Raw genomic sequence first — 15,999 nt, forward strand, 5'->3', positions numbered from 1 at the left:
GCACGCCGTACGAAGGGCCGCTCCCGAGCACGGGAGCGGCCCTTCGTTGTGTCAGGGGTGCGGGTGCGGACGGTGCCGCGTCAGGAGCGGTCGAACTCAGCGTCGGCGTCGGCCTCGGTATCGGAGTCGAGCGCGACCTTGCGGCGGCGGCAGTATTCGACGCCGATGAGGCCCAGGCCGAAACCGGCCAGACAGGTCCACAGCCACCACACGTCACCGTTGCGCTGCAGCGTGCCGAGGAAGGGGAGCAGCCCGAGCAGCGCCGCGAGCCACAGGATCGAGCCGACCGTCATCGTGCGGATGCCGTCGACGTCCAGCGGCTTTGGATCGGGCACGACCTTGTGGACCGTGCTCCCGATCTCGAGCTCAGTGACCTGAGGTTTGTCGAGGCCGCGGGTGCGGCGGCGTGGAGCGGATTCGCGCTCTTCGCGCGCCTCGACGCGCGGAGTCGCCGCCACCGGCTTGGGCGGGGTCACCGCCACCGTCTCGGGAGGAGTTGCGGGAGAGGCGTCGGGCACGGGACGATCGGCGCGGCGGCCCCCGGCCCGGCGGGACTCATTGTGACCACGGCCACGCTTCGATGACGCGTCCGATGTCAACTTTCGCTTGCCTGAAGCCACGCCTTTACAGTACCCCCCTGGGGGAACAGTCCTACTTCGTACCGTCAGGAGCGTCATGTCCACCCAGACCGCGACCGGAACCTTGGACCGGTTTTTCAAGATCTCGCAGAGAGGGTCGAGCGTCGGCCGCGAGATCCGCGGCGGCGTCGTCACCTTCTTCACGATGGCGTACATCATCGTGCTCAACCCGATCATCATCGCCGGGGTCCAGGACGCCGAGGGCAACTACCTCGGTGGCGGCTCGCAGGCCCAGGCGTTCGCGCTCGTCGCGGCCGGTACGGCGCTCGTCGCCGGCGTGATGAGCATCCTCATGGGTGCCGTCGCGAACTTCCCGCTCGCGATGGCGGCGGGGCTCGGGCTCAACGCGTTCGTCGCATACTCGATCGCCAGCCAGATGACGTGGGCCGATGCGATGGGCCTCGTCGTGCTCGAGGGCCTCATCATCCTGGTCCTCGTGCTGACAGGTTTCCGCAAGGCGGTCTTCGACGCGGTGCCGCTGCCGCTGAAGACGGCGATCTCGGTCGGCATCGGCCTGTTCATCGCCCTCGTCGGACTCGTCAACGCCGGCGTCGTCCGTACGACCGGCAACGCCTCGCCCCCGATCGGCCTCGGCGTCGGCGGCACGCTCTCGGGCTGGCCGGTCCTGGTGTTCTGCATCGGCCTGCTCCTCATGATCGGCCTGTATGCACGCGGCGTCCGCGGCGCGATCCTCATCGGCATCCTCGTCACGACGGTCATCGCGGTCGTCGTCGAGTCGATCACCGAGACCGGCGGCTCCGGCGGCGACCCGACCTCGAAGGGCTGGAACCTCAACGTCCCGAGCATGCCCGACTCGTTCATCGATCTGCCTGACTTCTCGCTGCTGGGCAACTTCTCGCTGCTCGGCTCGTTCGAGCAGGTCGGCGCCATCACCGCGGTGCTGCTGATCTTCACGCTCCTGCTCGCCGACTTCTTCGACACGATGGGCACCATGACGGCGATCGGTGCCGAGGCGGGGCTCAACGACGAGGAGGGCACTCCCGAGAACGCTCAGCGCATCCTCGTCGTCGACTCGCTCGGTGCGGTCGCCGGCGGCGCTGCCAGCGTCTCGAGCAACACCGCGTACGTGGAGTCGGCGTCGGGAGTCGGCGACGGCGCGCGTACGGGCCTTGCGGCCATCGTGACCGGCGTGCTGTTCCTGCTGGCCACGATCTTCTCGCCGGTCGTCGCGCACATCCCGAACGAGGCGGCCGTGCCGGCTCTCGTCCTCGTGGGCTTCTTGATGATGCAGCAAGTGATCGACATCCCGTGGAAGGACGTCGAGCTCGCGATCCCGGCATTCCTGACGATCGCCCTGATGCCGTTCACGTACTCGATCACGGTCGGCATCGGCGCCGGGTTCCTGACCTTCGTGCTGATCAAGGTCGTGCGAGGCAAGGCGCGTGAGGTCCACCTGCTGATGTGGATCGTCGCGGCGATGTTCCTGCTCTACTTCGCGATCGACCCGATCACGCGCTGGATCAGCTGACCCTCGTCCACCCGCACCACCTCGTCGGCCGCGCCGCCCGCGCACCGACGGGGTGGTTCGGGGGATGGTACGTGAGGAGGGTCATTCGTTAACGTGTTTAATTAACATCGCTAACGACCTATCATGGTCGTATGCCTACCGATGCCCAGAAGCTTGCGTCCTCGGTGGCCCGTCTGAACCGCAGGCTCCGACAGGAGCGGCACTCCGAGCTCACCCCGAACCAGATGGCCGTGCTGGCGACGCTCCACAAGCACGGACCGCTGAGCCCGGGGGCGATCGCCTCGATCGAGCAGGTCCAGCCACCATCGGCCACCCGCACCCTCAACTGCCTCGTCGAAAAGGGGCTGGCCGAGCGCCAGGCCCATCCGACCGACCGCCGTCAGGTCGTCGTGTCCCTGAGCGCCGAAGGCGTCGCCGTGCTGGACGCCGAGCGTGCGCGTCGCGACTCCTGGCTGGCTGCCCGTCTCTCCACCCTCACCACCGAGGAGCGGGCGGTTCTCCGCGATGCCACCGTGCTCCTCGAGAAGCTGGTGGTGAGCGAGTGAGCCCCACGTTCCGCTCGCTGTCCGTCCGCAACTACCGCATCTACGCCAGCGGTGCCCTCGTGTCCAACGTCGGTACGTGGATGCAGCGTGTCGCCCAGGACTGGCTCGTGCTCGCGCTCACGGGCAGCGCCACCGCGCTCGGGATCACCACCGGGCTGCAGCTCCTGCCGGCTCTGCTGTTCTCGCCGGTGGCGGGGCTCGTCGCGGACCGCTTCCCCAAGCGGCGCGTCCTCATGATCACCCAGGCCATGATGGCGGTCCCGGCCGCGCTGCTCGGCATCCTGGCCATCACCGGGGTCGCCGAGGCGTGGCACGTGTACGTCCTCGCGTTCCTCTTCGGCGTCGGCACGGCCTTCGACGCACCGGCGCGCCAGTCGTTCGTCGTCGAGATGGTCGGCAAGGAGGACCTCGCCAACGCGGTCGGCCTCAACAGCGCCTCGTTCAACTCCGGCCGCATGATCGGCCCCGCGATCGCGGGCCTCATGATCGCCGCTCTGGGCTCGGGCGTCGTCGCGACCGGCTGGGTGATCCTGCTCAACGCGATCAGCTACTTCGCGGTCTTCCTCTCGCTCGTCGCCCTGCGGGTCCGTGACCTGCGGCCGGTGACCCCCGCGTCCCGCGGGAGGGGAGCCGTGCGTGCAGGCGTCCGCTACGTACGGTCGAGACCCGATCTCGTCCTGATCCTCACCACGGTGTTCTTCGTGGGGACCTTCGGCATGAACTTCCAGATGACGTCGGCGCTGATGGCGACCGAGGTCTTCGGCAAGGGCGCGCAGGCGTACGGGGTGCTCGGCTCGATCATGGCGATCGGCTCGCTGGCCGGTGCGCTGGTGGCCGCCCGCCGCGAGCGTCCGACCCGCCGTCTCGTCGTCGGTGCTGCGCTCGTCTTCGTGGTCGTGGAGGTCGCCTCCGGCCTCATGCCCACGTACCTCGCGTTCGCGCTCGTCCTTCCCCTGCTCGGGCTGAGCGCCCTCACGATGATCACCGCGGCCAACGCCTACATCCAGCTCACGGTCACCCCGCAGATGCGGGGTCGGGTCGCGGCGCTCTATCTCATGGTGTTCATGGGTGGCACACCGTTCGGTGCCCCGGTGATCGGATGGATCGGCGAGACCTTTGGTGCCCGCTGGACGCTGATCCTCGGCGGGCTCGTCGCCGGAGTCGGCATCCTCGCGGCCACCGCTTTCTACCTGCTCCGCGCCGGCATGCAGCTACACGTCGACCTGCGTCACAGGCCCCGCATCCTCGTCGTCCCGCGCGACCCCCGTGCGGCCGTCCGTACGACGGACGCGGTCGAGGCGCTGGACGAGGCCGGCCGTCTCGAGGCCGGAGAGGCGGGGAGCCCGCCCGCGCCCGCGGACGATCCCCATCCGGCACCGGACGTGTTGCCTGCGAGCTCCGCGCGTCGTTGACCAGCACGCGAGAAAGGCTGGTGCCTCGCGAGCGGCGTGGCACGCTGGAGGCATGGCTCCGAGGCAGCACGACGCCGAGAACCGCCTTCCCTGGGACCTCTACCTCGCGGTGATCCGCATCGAGGTCGACCGCGCCCTCGAGGTGACCGACGACCTCGACGCCGCGGTGCCGGGGTGTCCCGGCTGGACGGCGCGCGATCTCTTCGAGCACGTTGGGCTGGTCTTCCGGCACAAGGTCGAGTCGATGCGTACCGCGAGCGAGCCGCCCTGGCCGCTGACCGGCCTCGACACGAGCGACGTACGCCGCCTGCTTGCGGAGGAGACCGCGACGCTGCTCGCCGAGCTCCAGCAGCGCGGCCCTCGAGAGGTCCGGCACACGTGGTTCCCCGACGACCGGTCCAACGGGTTCTGGTTCCGACGGATGGCCCTGGAGGCCACGGTCCATCGCGTCGACGCCGAGCAGGCGGCGGGCACCGAGGTGACACCGATCGAGCCTGAGGTCGCGCTCGACGGCATCGACGAGTTCCTGACCATCTTCGTCGGTGGTCCCTGGTGGGACGACGACGAGGAGCTCACGGGCTTCCCCGTCGACGCGCGGATCCGGATCGTGGCGGACGACCGGGCCTGGACGCTCGCTCTCTCCCATCACGAGGTCGTGGTCCGCAAGGATGACGACGCACCGGTCGACTTGAGCCTCGAGGGCTCGCCGCACGCGGTCTACCTCTGGCTGTGGGGGAGGGGGCCGGCCGATTTCGTGCTCGACGGGCGCAAGGACCTGCTCAAGGAGCTCGAAGGACGCTTCGCCGAGGCCGGGACATGACGCCGGGGCACCTCGCGGCGGCTGTACGGCGGGGCGGCCCAGGGGCTATTCTCGTTCGTCGGGGGTAGTGGCTTGTTCCGAAGTGGTGAGCACGAGCAGGAGTGACCCCGAGTCGATGAATCCGCGACACCGCAGGGCCTTGATCCCTGGCCTTCTCGTCGTCCTCCTCGTGATCGTCCTCGTGACCGCGCTGGCGCGCGAGGCGCGCGCAGACGAGCCGCCGATCGAGCAGGTCAGCACGATCACTGACGCCCGTCTGCGGGAGTCGAGCGCCCTCGTCATCAGCAAGCGCGACCCGTCGCTCGCCTACACCGTCAACGACTCCGGCAACGAGCCGGTGGTGTTCACGATCGAGGTGGCCTCGGGCGAGGTCGTCGGGTCCACGCGGCTCGTGGGGTTCAACGTCGTCGACGTGGAGGCGCTGGCCATCGACCGTACGGGCAGGCTCTGGGTTGCCGACATCGGTGACAACGACGCCGTACGGTCCACCGTGGCGCTCTATGCGCTCACCGAGCCGGTGGTCGGGACGAAGCAGGTCAAGCCGAAGCGCTACCGGGTCCGTTATGCCGACGGGAACACCGATGCCGAGGCCTTGCTCGCCGACCCCGCAGGCGGCATGTCGATCGTCTCCAAGGGTCTGCTCGGCGGACAGCTCTACCACCTGCCCGAGACGCTCGACCCCAAGAAGGTGAATGTCGCCGAGCCCGTCGCCGATGCTCAGGTGCCCGCGCTGGTGACCGACGGCGACTATCTCCCCGACGGCGCCGGCATCGTCCTGCGGACCTACCTCGGCGTCCACGTCCTCGACGCCGCGACGTGGGGGGAGACCTGGTCGTCGACGGTCCCCGAGACCGGCCAGAGCGAGTCGCTCGCCGTCGAGCCCGACGGCACCTCGGTGCTCATCGGCAGCGAAGGGCTCCCCTCGCCGATCCGCCGCGTGACGCTGCCCGAGGACCAGCGTGCCGCGATGCTCGCGCCGGCGAGCGGTGTCATCGACCTCGACTGAGGGTCGCCGGCGACCACCCGCGCGTGCCGCGCCGGAGCGACTCGCGAGGCGTTAAGCGAGGTGCTCGACGACGTGGTCGAGGCACCGCGTGAGCAGCGAGATGTCGTCGGGCTCGATCGCCGGGAAGGTCGCGATGCGCAGCTGGTTGCGGCCGAGGCCGCGGTAGCCGTCGATGTCGACGATGCCGTTCTCGCGCAGGACGGCGGTCACCGCCTTGGCGTCGACTCCCTCGAGGTCGATCGTCACGACCGTCGGTGACTGCTTGCCGGGATCGGCGACGAACGGCGTCGCGTACGAGGTCTGCTCGGCCCACCCGTACAGGCGTGACGACGAGTCCTCGCAGCGTGCGACTGCCCACGGGAGCCCGCCGTTCTCGTGGATCCACCGCAGCTGGTGGTCGGTCCAGACCAGCGACGCGAGCGGCGGCGTGTTGTAGGTCTGGTCCTTGCGGGAGTGCTCGACCGCCGCGGCGAGATCCAAGAACGCGGGGATCCAGCGCCCGCTGGCAGCGATCTCCTCCACCCGCGCGAGCGCCGCGGGAGACATGACGGCGAACCACACCCCGGCGTCGGAGGCCAGCGCCTTCTGCGGAGCGAAGAAGTAGACGTCGCACTGGGTGATGTCGACCGGGATGCCCGCCGCCGCCGACGTCCCGTCGATGACGACCAGCGCGTCGTCGTCGGCTCCCTCGACACGGCGGACGGGCGCCGTGACCCCTGTCGAGGTCTCGTTGTGGGCCCAGGCGTACACGTCGATGCCTGGCTCGGCCTCCGCGTCGGAGTGCGTGCCCGGGTCGCTGGCGAGCACGGTCGGCTCTTCGAGGAACGGGGCACGGGCGGCGGCCTTGGCGAACTTCGCCCCGAACTCGCCGAACGAGAGGTGCTGGCTGCGCTCGCGGATCAGCCCGAAGGTCGCGGCGTCGAAGAACGCGGTGGACCCGCCGACGCCGAGCACGACCTCGTAGTCGTCGGGCAGCGAGTAGAGCGTACGAAGCTGCTCACGGATCGAGCCGACCAGAGAGCGTACGGGCGCCTGGCGGTGCGACGTGCCGATCAGCGGCGACGTGGCGAGGGCCTGCATGGCGTCGTGGGGGACCTTGGACGGCCCGGAGCCGAACCGGCCGTCGGACGGGAGGAGCTTCTTCGGGATCTGCACGGGACTCATTCTTGCTGCTGCCCGAGCCACGCGGCGGGGCGAGGTGCAATGAGCTCTCGCGTACGACACGGTCGGGGGGTGCAAAGGCTGCCCATGACGAGGAGACGGCGATGACCGAGACCGAGATCGAGAAGGACCGCCTGGACGTATCGGGTGCCACGCTGGCGTACGACGTGCGGCCCGTACCGGACAGCGACCTGACGCCGCTGCTGGTCATCGGGTCGCCGATGGGGGCGGCGGGCTTCGGCACGCTGGCGGGACACTTCACCGACCGGCCGGTGATCACGTACGACCCGCGCGGGGTGGAGCGCAGCAGCAAGGACGACCCCTCCACCGAGACGACGCCGGACGAGCATGCCGACGACCTGCACCGGCTCATCGAGACCGTCGGCGGGCCGGTCGACCTCATGGCCAGCAGCGGAGGTGCCGTGAACGCGTTGGCACTGGTGAGCCGCTACCCAGACGACGTCCGCACGCTGGTCGCGCACGAGCCTCCGCTCGCAAGGCTGGTCCCGGACCGCGAGCAAGCGCTCGCCGCGTGCCAGCAGATCGGCCGCATCTACGACGCCGAGGGACTCGGCGCCGCGATGGTGCGCTTCATCCTTCTCGTGACCCACGAGGGGCCGGTCCCCGACGGGTTCACGGACACGCCCGCGCCAGACCCGCAGACCTTTGGGCTGCCGGACGAGGACGACGGGTCACGCGCCGACGTGCTGCTCGGGCAGAACCTGCTCACGTGCACGCACTACGAACCCGACCTCGACGCGCTGCGGGCGAGCCCGGCGCGTCTGGTGCTGGCGGTCGGAGCGGGCTCGGGAGAGCAGCTCGCGTGCAGGGCCACCCGTGGGCTCGCCGAGCAGCTCGGTACGAGCGTCACGGTGTTTCCGGGCGACCACGCCGGCTTTCTCGGCGGCGAGTACGGACAGACCGGGGAGCCGGACGCGTTCGCCGCGACGCTGCGCGAGGTGCTCGCTCACGACTGAGCGTCGCCCAGCTGCTGGGCGACGGCCTCGTCGTACCTGTCCATGCACTCCTCGAACGTGGGGATCGTCGCGCCCCCCTCGGACTGGGCACGCTCGATCAGCAGCTCGAGCGTGTCGAGCAGGCCTTTGACCTGCGGTTCGAAGGGAGTGGAGGCGGTGTCGAACGCGCCGACGCTCCACAGCCGGGTCATGGTGGGGAACCGTGTGGGGTCGAACGTACGCTCCCAGAAGTCGCCCGTCGCCTCCCAGTAGGCGGCGTAGTCGGTCCCCTGGGTGCGCCGGTCGGCATCCTCGGCGGCGGCCGACCGGGCTGACCCGGCCACCATGTTGTTGACGATGTCGAGCGTCTCGATGACCTGGCTCGCGGTGAGGCCGGTGTCGACGAGGATCCGGTATCCCGCCTCTTGGACCGTGAACACGTGCGGCGCCAGCGGGAGGCGCCACGGGTTCACGTCCAGCAGCCACGGGTGCTGACGCAGAAGTGACCAGTAGCCCCGCGCATAGAGCTCGAGTGCGGGCCGCCACGGCAGACCGGGGTCAGGCAGGTCGAAGTCGGCATACCCGCGGTCGACCATCGCGTCCACGAGCTCGTCGCGTCCGGGGACGTGGGAGTAGAGCGTCATGGCGCCCACGCCGAGCGCACGGGCGACCGAGCGCATCGAGACCGCGTCGAGCCCGTCGGCATCGGCGATCGCGACGGCGGCGTCGACGACCTCGGCACGGCTCACTCGAGCCGGTCGGCCTCGGGTCGAGGTGACAGGCGGACTCCAGAGCGAGGCATAGCGGTGCTGCGGGGGCTCAGGGTCGGACTCGGGGCGACCGGGTGCCGCGTCCGGTTCTTCGTGCGTCATCGCTCTCCTCGAAAAGGGGCTGCCACCCTTTATCGTACAGCGTACCGTTGCGAACATGACAGATTCAGTACGCCGTACGACAAGTATGGTCGCCGCGCGGGGTCTCACGAAGACCTTCAGGCGCAAGAAGGAGGTCGTCGAGGCCGTCAAGGAGGTCGACCTCGACGTCGCCGACGGCGAGCTCGTGGCTTTCCTGGGCCCGAACGGTGCCGGCAAGTCCACGACGCTGCGCATGCTCACCTCGCTGCTGCGACCCACGTCCGGGACTGCCACGGTCGCCGGGTACGACGTGGTCCGCGACCCCGCCGAGGTGCGGGCGCGCATCGGTTACATCGGGCAGGGCAACGCGGGCGGCTACTCGTACCGGGTGGGCGACGAGCTGATGAACCAAGGTCGCTTCTACTCGGTGCCGGCCGACGTGGCACGCAAACGGGCGGCCGACCTCCTCGAGGCGCTCGAGCTCTCGGGGATGGAGAAGCGCACCGTCCTCTCGATGTCCGGCGGCCAACGCCGACGGCTCGACGTCGCGATGGGGCTGATGAACCATCCCCGGCTGTTGTTCCTCGACGAGCCGACCACCGGCCTCGACCCGCACGCCCGGGCGAACCTCTGGGAGCACATCACGCGCCTGCGCGTCGAGAACAAGATGACGATGCTGCTCACGACGCACTACCTCGACGAGGCCGACTCGATGGCCGAGCGCATCGTGCTCATCGACCACGGGACGGTCATCGCCGATGCGACACCCTCGCAGCTCAAGCGTGAGTTCGCCGACGACGTGGTGACGCTCGGGCTCGCCACCGGAGTGGACACCGCCGCGGTCGTCCTCGAGAAGGCGCGCTCGGTGCTCCCCGGCGACGTCAGCCGAGTCGAGGACCAGGTCGACGCCGACGGCTCCGTACGCCTGGTGCTGGCCACCAATCACGGACCCGATCTCGTCCCGCCCGTGCTCCGCGCGCTGGAGGCGGTCGGCGTCACCGTTGGCTCCGCGGACGTCAAGCAGGCGTCGCTCGACGACGTCTTCCTCAACCTGACCGGCCGGAGCCTGCGCGAGGAGGCAGCATGACCGCCACGACCGAGACTCTCTCCCCGACCGCCAGCCCGCTTCCGCAGCGGACGCGGGCCGCGAAGTGGGTCCACGACACCACCGTGGTGTTCGTCCGCGAGATCCTCGTGACCCTGCGCGATCCGTTCACGCTGATCTTCTCGCTGCTGCAACCGCTGGTCTTCCTCGGACTGTTCGGCCCGCTGCTCGACGGGATGCTCGGCGAGGGGTCCATCGAGGGCGAGTCAGCGCTGCAGTGGTTCCTCCCGGGCGTGCTCGTGATGATCGCGATCTTCGGCACGGGCATGGTCGGCGGCAACCTCCTGTACGAGCTGATGACCGGCGCGTACGAGCGGATCCTCGCGACCCCGCTCGACCGCTCCTCGATCCTGGTGGGGCGTGCGCTCAAGGAGTTCGCGCCGCTGGTCGTACAGGCACTGCTGATCACCGTCGTCGCGATCCCGTTCGGATTGTCGTTCTACCCGGCGCACGTGCTCCTCGGGCTGCTGATCCTGGGCATCTTCGGCATCGGGCTCGGCTCGCTGTCGTACGCCCTCGGGCTGGCCTCGAAGAACCGCGAGTGGGTCTTCTGGGGTGTGCAGCAGTCGCTGATCTTCCCGCTGCTGCTGCTCGCCGGCATGATGCTGCCGCTCGAGGCCGGGCCGGAGTGGATGCAGGCGGTCTCGAAGTTCAACCCGCTCACCTACATCGTCGACGCCGAGCGGACGCTGTTCGCTGGCACGATGTGGGACTCGACCGTCGCATGGGGCCTCCTCGCGGCGTTCGCGACCTGCGCCGTCGGCCTGTGGGTCGGCATCTGGAAGGTCAAGCGCACGATCTGAGTCATGCCACCCGTCGGGGTGCGGAATGTCACACCGTACTCCGACGGGTGGCTGTGACACCAGCGTCATCCGTACGATGCGCACCATGAGCGAGTTGTCGTTGAGCGGCGACGCGACCTACTCCCGTGAAGCCTGGGAGAAGTCCGCGGCCGCCGTCCTCCGCAAGTCCGGGAGGCTGAAAGAAGACCAGCCAGACGCGGCCGTGTGGGACGCCTTGGCGACTCGCACGCTCGACGACATCGCGGTGACGCCGCTCGGCACGCCCGAGCTGGTGGCCGACGTCGCCGATCCCGGGCTGCCCGGCCAGGCCCCGTACGTCCGGGGGGCGCAGGCCCGCCGAACCGACGGAGCGTGGGACGTGCGCGTGCTCCACGAGGATCCCGACGCGACCAAGGCCGCCGAGGCGATCCTCACCGATCTCGAGAACGGCGCGACCTCGCTCTGGCTGCGGCTGGGGCCCGAGGCGCTCGACCCGGCCGCACTCGCCACCGTGCTCGACCGTGTCTTCGTCGACCTGGCGCCTGTCGTCATCGAAGGTCGTGCCGACGCCCTCGGCGCCGCCGACGCGTTCTGCCGCTACCTCGATGAGCGTGCCGTCACCCCGGCACCCGGCACGAACCTCGGCCTCGACCCGATCGGCGCGACGCTGCGCGGGTACGGCAGCGGGCTGCACCTCGAGACCGTCGTCGTCGAGGGTGCCCGCAAGGCGGCCGGGCGGGGGATCGCTGCGTTCGTCGTCGACGCCACCGCCGCGCACGACGCGGGAGCGTCCGACGCCCAGGAGATCGGGTACGCCCTCGCCGTCGGTGCTGCGTACCTGCGGATCCTCGCAGGCGCCGGATTCTCGGTCGACGAGGCGCTCGCGCTGGTCGAGTTCCGGTTCGCGGCGACCGACGAGCAGTTCACCACCATCGCGAAGCTCCGGGCCGCCCGGCGCACGTGGAACCGGCTCACGGAGCTGTCCGGTGCCGCCGACGTCTCCCGAGGCCAGGTGCAGCACGCGGTCACGTCGCGCGTGATGCTCAGCAAGTACGACCCGTGGGTGAACATGCTCCGGACGACGGTGGCGGCGTTCGCGGCCGGTGTCGGCGGCGCGGCCTCGGTGACGGTGCTGCCGTTCGACGCCCCGCTCGGTCTCCCCGACGGCTTCAGCCGCCGGATCGCGCGCAACACCTCGTCGCTGCTCATCGCCGAGTCCCACGTCGCCGCCGTGACCGACCCGGCCGGCGGTGCGTACGCGGTCGAGCGGATCACCGACGACCTCGCGCGTGCCGGGTGGGTGGAGCTCGGCCGCATCGAGGCCGTCGGCGGCGTGCGGGACGCGATCGAGGACGGCTCGCTGACCGCCCGCCACGCTGCGGTCGCACGCGAGCGCGAGGCGCAGATCGCCCGCCGCGAGCGTCCGATGACCGGCCTCTCGGAGTTCCCGAACCTGCGCGAGGTGCTGCCCGAGCGCACCCCGTACCCCGAAGGCGCCGAGCCGCTCCAGCGCTGGGGTGCCGCCTTCGAGGCGCTGCGCGACAACCCGGTCGCCACGCCGGTCTTCCTCGCGACGATGGGGCCGGTCTCGGCGCATACCGCCCGCGTCACGTTCATCGCGAACCTGCTGGCCGCAGGCGGTATCGAGACCGTCGCCGCCGGTGCGACGAGCAGCGTCGACGAGGTCCTCGCCGCGTACGACGGCGCGCCGGTGGTCTGCCTGGCGGGGCCTGACTCCGCCTACGCCGCATGGGGTGCTGACCTCGTGACGGCGCTGCGCGAGGCCGGAGCGCAGTGGGTGATCCTCGCGGGCAAGCCGGTCGACGGGCTCGAGGTCGACGGCACCGCAGCCATGGGCGTCGACGCGCTGACCTTCCTGCACGAGACCCGCGGCCGCCTCGGCGCGGGATCGGTGGCCACCGCGGCCGCTGGTGAGAACGGAGCCGACGCATGAGCATCCCCGAGTCCTTCGCCGGACTGCCGCTCGACCCGGAGGCCCCGTACGAGGCCGACCGTGCCGCGTACGACCGCGCCACCGACGGCGCCGAGCCGTGGCCCGCACCCGAGGGCATCGACGTTGCTCCGCTCTACACCGCCGCGGACCTGAGCGGTCTCGACGCGCTCGACACCTACCCGGGACTCGCGCCGTTCCTGCGCGGGCCGTACCCGACGATGTACACGACGCAGCCGTGGACCATCCGCCAGTACGCGGGGTTCTCGACCGCCGAGGAGTCCAACGCGTTCTACCGCCGAAACCTCGCGGCGGGTCAGAAGGGCCTGTCGGTTGCCTTCGACCTCGCGACGCATCGCGGGTACGACTCCGACAACCCACGCGTGGTCGGCGACGTCGGCATGGCGGGCGTCGCGATCGACTCGATCTATGACACGCGTACGCTCTTCGACGGCATCCCGCTGGACAAGATGAGCGTCTCGATGACGATGAACGGCGCGGTGCTCCCGGTGCTCGCGCTCTACATCGTCGCGGCCGAGGAGCAGGGGGTGAAGCCGGAGCAGCTCGCGGGGACCATCCAGAACGACATCCTCAAGGAGTTCATGGTCCGCAACACCTACATCTATCCGCCGGCGCCGTCGATGCGGATCATCTCCGACATCTTCGCCTACACCGCGCAGCGGATGCCGAAGTTCAACTCGATCTCGATCTCCGGCTACCACATCCAGGAGGCCGGGGCGACGAACGACCTCGAGCTCGCGTACACGCTGGCCGACGGCGTCGAGTACATCCGCGCCGGCCTCGACGTCGGGCTCGACATCGACGCGTTCGCGCCGCGGCTGTCGTTCTTCTGGGCGATCGGGATGAACTTCTTCATGGAGATCGCCAAGATGCGTGCGGCGCGCGCACTCTGGTCACGGCTGGTGGCCGAGTTCGACCCGAAGAACCCGAAGTCGAGCTCTCTGCGGACGCACTCGCAGACCTCTGGCTGGTCGCTGACCGCGCAGGACGTCTTCAACAACGTGCAGCGCACCGCGATCGAGGCGATGGCCGCGACCCAGGGGCACACCCAGTCGCTGCACACCAACGCGCTCGACGAGGCGATCGCGCTGCCGACCGACTTCTCGGCCCGCATCGCGCGCAACACGCAGCTGCTGCTCCAGCAGGAGTCCGGCACGACGGCGACGATCGACCCGTGGGGCGGCTCGTACTACGTCGAGAAGCTCACGCACGACCTCGCTCGGCGCGCCTGGGGCCATATCCAGGAGGTCGAGAAGGCCGGCGGCATGGCCAAGGCGATCGAGGCGGGTATCCCGAAGATGCGGGTCGAGGAGGCGGCCGCCCGTACGCAGGCGCGGATCGACTCCGGCCAGCAGGCCGTGATCGGTGTCAACACCTACCGCGTCGACACCGAGGAGCCGTTCGAGGTCCTCAAGGTCGACAACCGTGCCGTGTACGCCGCGCAGGTGGCCAAGCTGGAGCGGCTCCGCGCCGAGCGTGACGGCGACGAGGTCCGCCGTACGCTGCACGCGCTGACTGAGTCGGCGGGTCGCGGCGCGAGCAAGGACGGCTCGCTCGACGGCAACCTTCTCGCGCTCGCGGTCGACGCCGCCCGCGCCAAGGCGACCGTCGGTGAGATCTCCGACGCGCTGGAGAAGGTCTACGGACGCCACAAGGCGGTCATCCGTACGATCTCTGGTGTGTACCGATCCGAGGCCGGCAAGGCCGAGAACGTCGAGCGCGTGATCGCGGCGACCGACGCCTTCGAGGAAGCAGAGGGCCGTCGTCCACGCATCCTGGTCGCCAAGATGGGCCAGGACGGGCACGACCGCGGCCAGAAGGTCATCGTGTCGGCCTTCGCCGACATGGGCTTCGACGTCGACGTGGGCCCGCTGTTCTCCACGCCCGAAGAGGTGGCGCAGCAGGCCGTCGACGCGGACGTCCACGTGGTGGGCGTGTCGTCGCTGGCCGCTGGCCACCTCACGCTCGTGCCCGCGCTGCGCGACGCGCTGGCCGAGCTCGGGCGCCCGGACGTGCTCGTCGTCGTCGGCGGCGTGATCCCGCCGGACGATGTGGCGACGCTCAAGGAGATGGGGGCGGCCTCGGTGTTCCTGCCGGGCACGGTCATCGCCGAGTCGGCGCTGGAGCTGCTGGACAAGCTCCGGGCGACGTTGCAGCACTGATGGTCGACGTCGCGGATCTCGCTGAGCGCGTACGGGCTGGTGAGCGCGCTGCCGTGGCACGTGCCATCACGCTCGTCGAGTCGCGTCGCGACGATCACCGCGAAGCGGCGCGTGAGCTGCTCGCCCTGCTGACCCCGCATGCGGGGGGCGCGGTGCGGGTCGGCATCTCAGGCGTCCCCGGCGTCGGCAAGTCGACCTTCATCGAGTCGCTCGGCACGTACCTGACCGGGACGGGCCACAAGGTCGGCGTGCTCGCGGTCGACCCCTCGTCCGTGCGTACGGGCGGGTCGGTGCTCGGGGACAAGACCCGGATGCCGGAGCTGGCCGCGGACCCCAAGGCGTACATCCGTCCGTCGCCGTCGGCCGGCACTCTCGGCGGCGTCGCCCGCGCGACCACGCAGGCGATCCTCGTGCTCGAGGCGGCCGGGTTCGACGTCGTGCTCGTCGAGACCGTCGGAGTCGGCCAGTCCGAGGTGACAGTGGCAGGGATGGTCGACACGTTCTTGTTCCTCACGCTCGCGCGGACCGGCGACCAGCTCCAAGGCATCAAGAAGGGCATCCTCGAGATCGCCGACGTCATCGCCGTCAACAAGGCCGACGGCGACCGTGAGCCCGAGGCGCGCGTCGCCGCCCGAGACCTCGCCGGCGCGATCCGCCTCGTGCACGCCGGGACGACCGGCTGGGTACCGCCGGTGCTCACGTGCTCGGGGCTGGAGGGCACCGAGGTCGACACGGTGTGGCTGCGGGTGCTGCGGCATCGCGAGTTCCTCGGCGCCGTCGGCCTGCGCGAGAAGCGTGCTGGTCAGCAGCTGGAGTTCATGTGGGCGCTGGTGCGCGACGAGCTCGACCAGCGCCTGCGCCGCTCGGACTCCGTACGCGGCGTCCTCGACGAGGTGCGTGCCGGGGTTCTTGCGGGCGACATGCCGGCCACGAGTGCCGCTGACGCGATCCTCGCCGCGTACGACCGTCGCCCCACGATTTGACGCCTGCCCCACCCGATTCCGCCTTGGTGAGGTGGATGCGGCGTCAAATCGGGGGGGCGCCGCGGGGCCTGTGGACAGCGCTGACGGCGCCGGCGCGAAACCCGTCACCCTGCGGGG

The 15,999-nt window shown here is 70.1% G+C and carries 14 protein-coding genes; 11 read left to right on the plus strand and 3 right to left on the minus strand.

Annotated elements, in window-relative coordinates:
• Positions 1-80: 80 nt before the first annotated feature.
• Entirely contained in the window at positions 81-476 is a 396-nt protein-coding gene (locus tag HCT63_RS20365) for a DUF2530 domain-containing protein (protein WP_243842881.1), read from the minus strand.
• A 199-nt stretch (positions 477-675) separates the two neighbouring features.
• Here HCT63_RS20365 and HCT63_RS04670 point away from each other — a divergent pair, with 199 nt between their 5' ends.
• The 5 genes from HCT63_RS04670 (at position 676) to HCT63_RS04690 (ending at position 5,910) form a co-directional block, all read left to right on the plus strand.
• Entirely contained in the window at positions 676-2,127 is a 1,452-nt protein-coding gene (locus tag HCT63_RS04670) for an NCS2 family permease (protein ID WP_167001587.1), read from the plus strand.
• A 131-nt stretch (positions 2,128-2,258) separates the two neighbouring features.
• Positions 2,259-2,672 (plus strand): MarR family transcriptional regulator, encoded by a 414-nt coding sequence (locus tag HCT63_RS04675; RefSeq protein ID WP_167001588.1) that lies wholly within the window; start codon positions 2,259-2,261, stop codon positions 2,670-2,672.
• Positions 2,669-4,084 (plus strand): MFS transporter, encoded by a 1,416-nt coding sequence (locus HCT63_RS04680; RefSeq protein WP_167001589.1) that lies wholly within the window; start codon positions 2,669-2,671, stop codon positions 4,082-4,084. Before HCT63_RS04675 ends, HCT63_RS04680 begins: the two co-directional genes overlap by 4 nt.
• A 52-nt stretch (positions 4,085-4,136) precedes the next feature.
• Positions 4,137-4,904 carry a maleylpyruvate isomerase family mycothiol-dependent enzyme gene (locus tag HCT63_RS04685; protein ID WP_167001590.1) on the plus strand — a complete coding sequence of 256 codons (768 nt, stop codon included), beginning with the start codon at positions 4,137-4,139 and terminating at the stop codon, positions 4,902-4,904.
• Positions 4,905-5,019: 115 nt separating this feature from the next.
• Positions 5,020-5,910 carry a hypothetical protein gene (locus tag HCT63_RS04690; RefSeq protein WP_167001591.1) on the plus strand — a complete coding sequence of 297 codons (891 nt, stop codon included), beginning with the start codon at positions 5,020-5,022 and terminating at the stop codon, positions 5,908-5,910.
• A 51-nt stretch (positions 5,911-5,961) separates the two neighbouring features.
• On the opposite strand, the gene serC is transcribed toward HCT63_RS04690, so the two are convergent.
• Positions 5,962-7,074: a phosphoserine transaminase gene (gene serC / locus HCT63_RS04695; RefSeq protein ID WP_167001592.1), complete on the minus strand. Its 1,113-nt coding sequence runs from the start codon at positions 7,072-7,074 to the stop codon at positions 5,962-5,964.
• A gap of 101 nt (positions 7,075-7,175) precedes the next feature.
• On the opposite strand from serC, the gene HCT63_RS04700 reads away from it, so the two are divergent.
• Positions 7,176-8,048 carry an alpha/beta hydrolase gene (locus tag HCT63_RS04700; protein ID WP_167001593.1) on the plus strand — a complete coding sequence of 291 codons (873 nt, stop codon included), beginning with the start codon at positions 7,176-7,178 and terminating at the stop codon, positions 8,046-8,048.
• Here the strand turns inward: HCT63_RS04700 and HCT63_RS04705 are convergent.
• Complete coding sequence (locus tag HCT63_RS04705) at positions 8,039-8,899, minus strand: TetR/AcrR family transcriptional regulator (RefSeq protein ID WP_167001594.1); 861 nt, start codon at positions 8,897-8,899, stop codon at positions 8,039-8,041. The two genes, HCT63_RS04700 and HCT63_RS04705, sit on opposite strands and share 10 nt — an antisense overlap.
• 55 nt (positions 8,900-8,954) lie before the next feature.
• On the opposite strand from HCT63_RS04705, the gene HCT63_RS04710 reads away from it, so the two are divergent.
• The 5 genes from HCT63_RS04710 to meaB all read left to right on the plus strand — a co-directional run bounded on the left by HCT63_RS04710 (position 8,955) and on the right by meaB (position 15,882).
• Positions 8,955-9,965: an ATP-binding cassette domain-containing protein gene (locus HCT63_RS04710; protein WP_243842882.1), complete on the plus strand. Its 1,011-nt coding sequence runs from the start codon at positions 8,955-8,957 to the stop codon at positions 9,963-9,965.
• Entirely contained in the window at positions 9,962-10,786 is an 825-nt protein-coding gene (locus HCT63_RS04715) for an ABC transporter permease (RefSeq protein WP_167001595.1), read from the plus strand. Before HCT63_RS04710 ends, HCT63_RS04715 begins: the two co-directional genes overlap by 4 nt.
• An 85-nt stretch (positions 10,787-10,871) precedes the next feature.
• Positions 10,872-12,719 carry a methylmalonyl-CoA mutase family protein gene (locus HCT63_RS04720; protein ID WP_243842883.1) on the plus strand — a complete coding sequence of 616 codons (1,848 nt, stop codon included), beginning with the start codon at positions 10,872-10,874 and terminating at the stop codon, positions 12,717-12,719.
• Positions 12,716-14,899, plus strand: coding sequence for a methylmalonyl-CoA mutase (scpA, locus tag HCT63_RS04725; RefSeq protein WP_167001597.1), 2,184 nt, complete (start codon positions 12,716-12,718; stop codon positions 14,897-14,899). The genes HCT63_RS04720 and scpA overlap by 4 nt, the downstream gene beginning before the upstream one ends.
• The gene (gene meaB / locus HCT63_RS04730) at positions 14,899-15,882 is read left to right on the plus strand and encodes a methylmalonyl Co-A mutase-associated GTPase MeaB (protein ID WP_167001598.1); all 984 of its coding nucleotides are present in this window, start codon (positions 14,899-14,901) and stop codon (positions 15,880-15,882) included. The genes scpA and meaB overlap by 1 nt, the downstream gene beginning before the upstream one ends.
• Positions 15,883-15,999 lie beyond the last annotated feature (117 nt).

The organism is Mumia sp. ZJ430, assembly GCF_011751845.1.
Taxonomy (GTDB): domain Bacteria; phylum Actinomycetota; class Actinomycetes; order Propionibacteriales; family Nocardioidaceae; genus Mumia.

Coding starts and splice junctions, on each gene's coding strand:
- HCT63_RS04720 (WP_243842883.1), top strand. CDS start 10,872: ATGAGCGAGTTGTCGTTGAGCGGCGACGCGACCTACTCCCGTGAAGCC.
- HCT63_RS04670 (WP_167001587.1), top strand. CDS start 676: ATGTCCACCCAGACCGCGACCGGAACCTTGGACCGGTTTTTCAAGATC.
- HCT63_RS04710 (WP_243842882.1), top strand. CDS start 8,955: ATGACAGATTCAGTACGCCGTACGACAAGTATGGTCGCCGCGCGGGGT.
- HCT63_RS04685 (WP_167001590.1), top strand. CDS start 4,137: ATGGCTCCGAGGCAGCACGACGCCGAGAACCGCCTTCCCTGGGACCTC.
- HCT63_RS04675 (WP_167001588.1), top strand. CDS start 2,259: ATGCCTACCGATGCCCAGAAGCTTGCGTCCTCGGTGGCCCGTCTGAAC.
- HCT63_RS04715 (WP_167001595.1), top strand. CDS start 9,962: ATGACCGCCACGACCGAGACTCTCTCCCCGACCGCCAGCCCGCTTCCG.
- scpA (WP_167001597.1), top strand. CDS start 12,716: ATGAGCATCCCCGAGTCCTTCGCCGGACTGCCGCTCGACCCGGAGGCC.
- meaB (WP_167001598.1), top strand. CDS start 14,899: ATGGTCGACGTCGCGGATCTCGCTGAGCGCGTACGGGCTGGTGAGCGC.
- serC (WP_167001592.1), bottom strand. CDS start 7,074: ATGAGTCCCGTGCAGATCCCGAAGAAGCTCCTCCCGTCCGACGGCCGG.
- HCT63_RS04700 (WP_167001593.1), top strand. CDS start 7,176: ATGACCGAGACCGAGATCGAGAAGGACCGCCTGGACGTATCGGGTGCC.
- HCT63_RS04705 (WP_167001594.1), bottom strand. CDS start 8,899: ATGACGCACGAAGAACCGGACGCGGCACCCGGTCGCCCCGAGTCCGAC.
- HCT63_RS04690 (WP_167001591.1), top strand. CDS start 5,020: ATGAATCCGCGACACCGCAGGGCCTTGATCCCTGGCCTTCTCGTCGTC.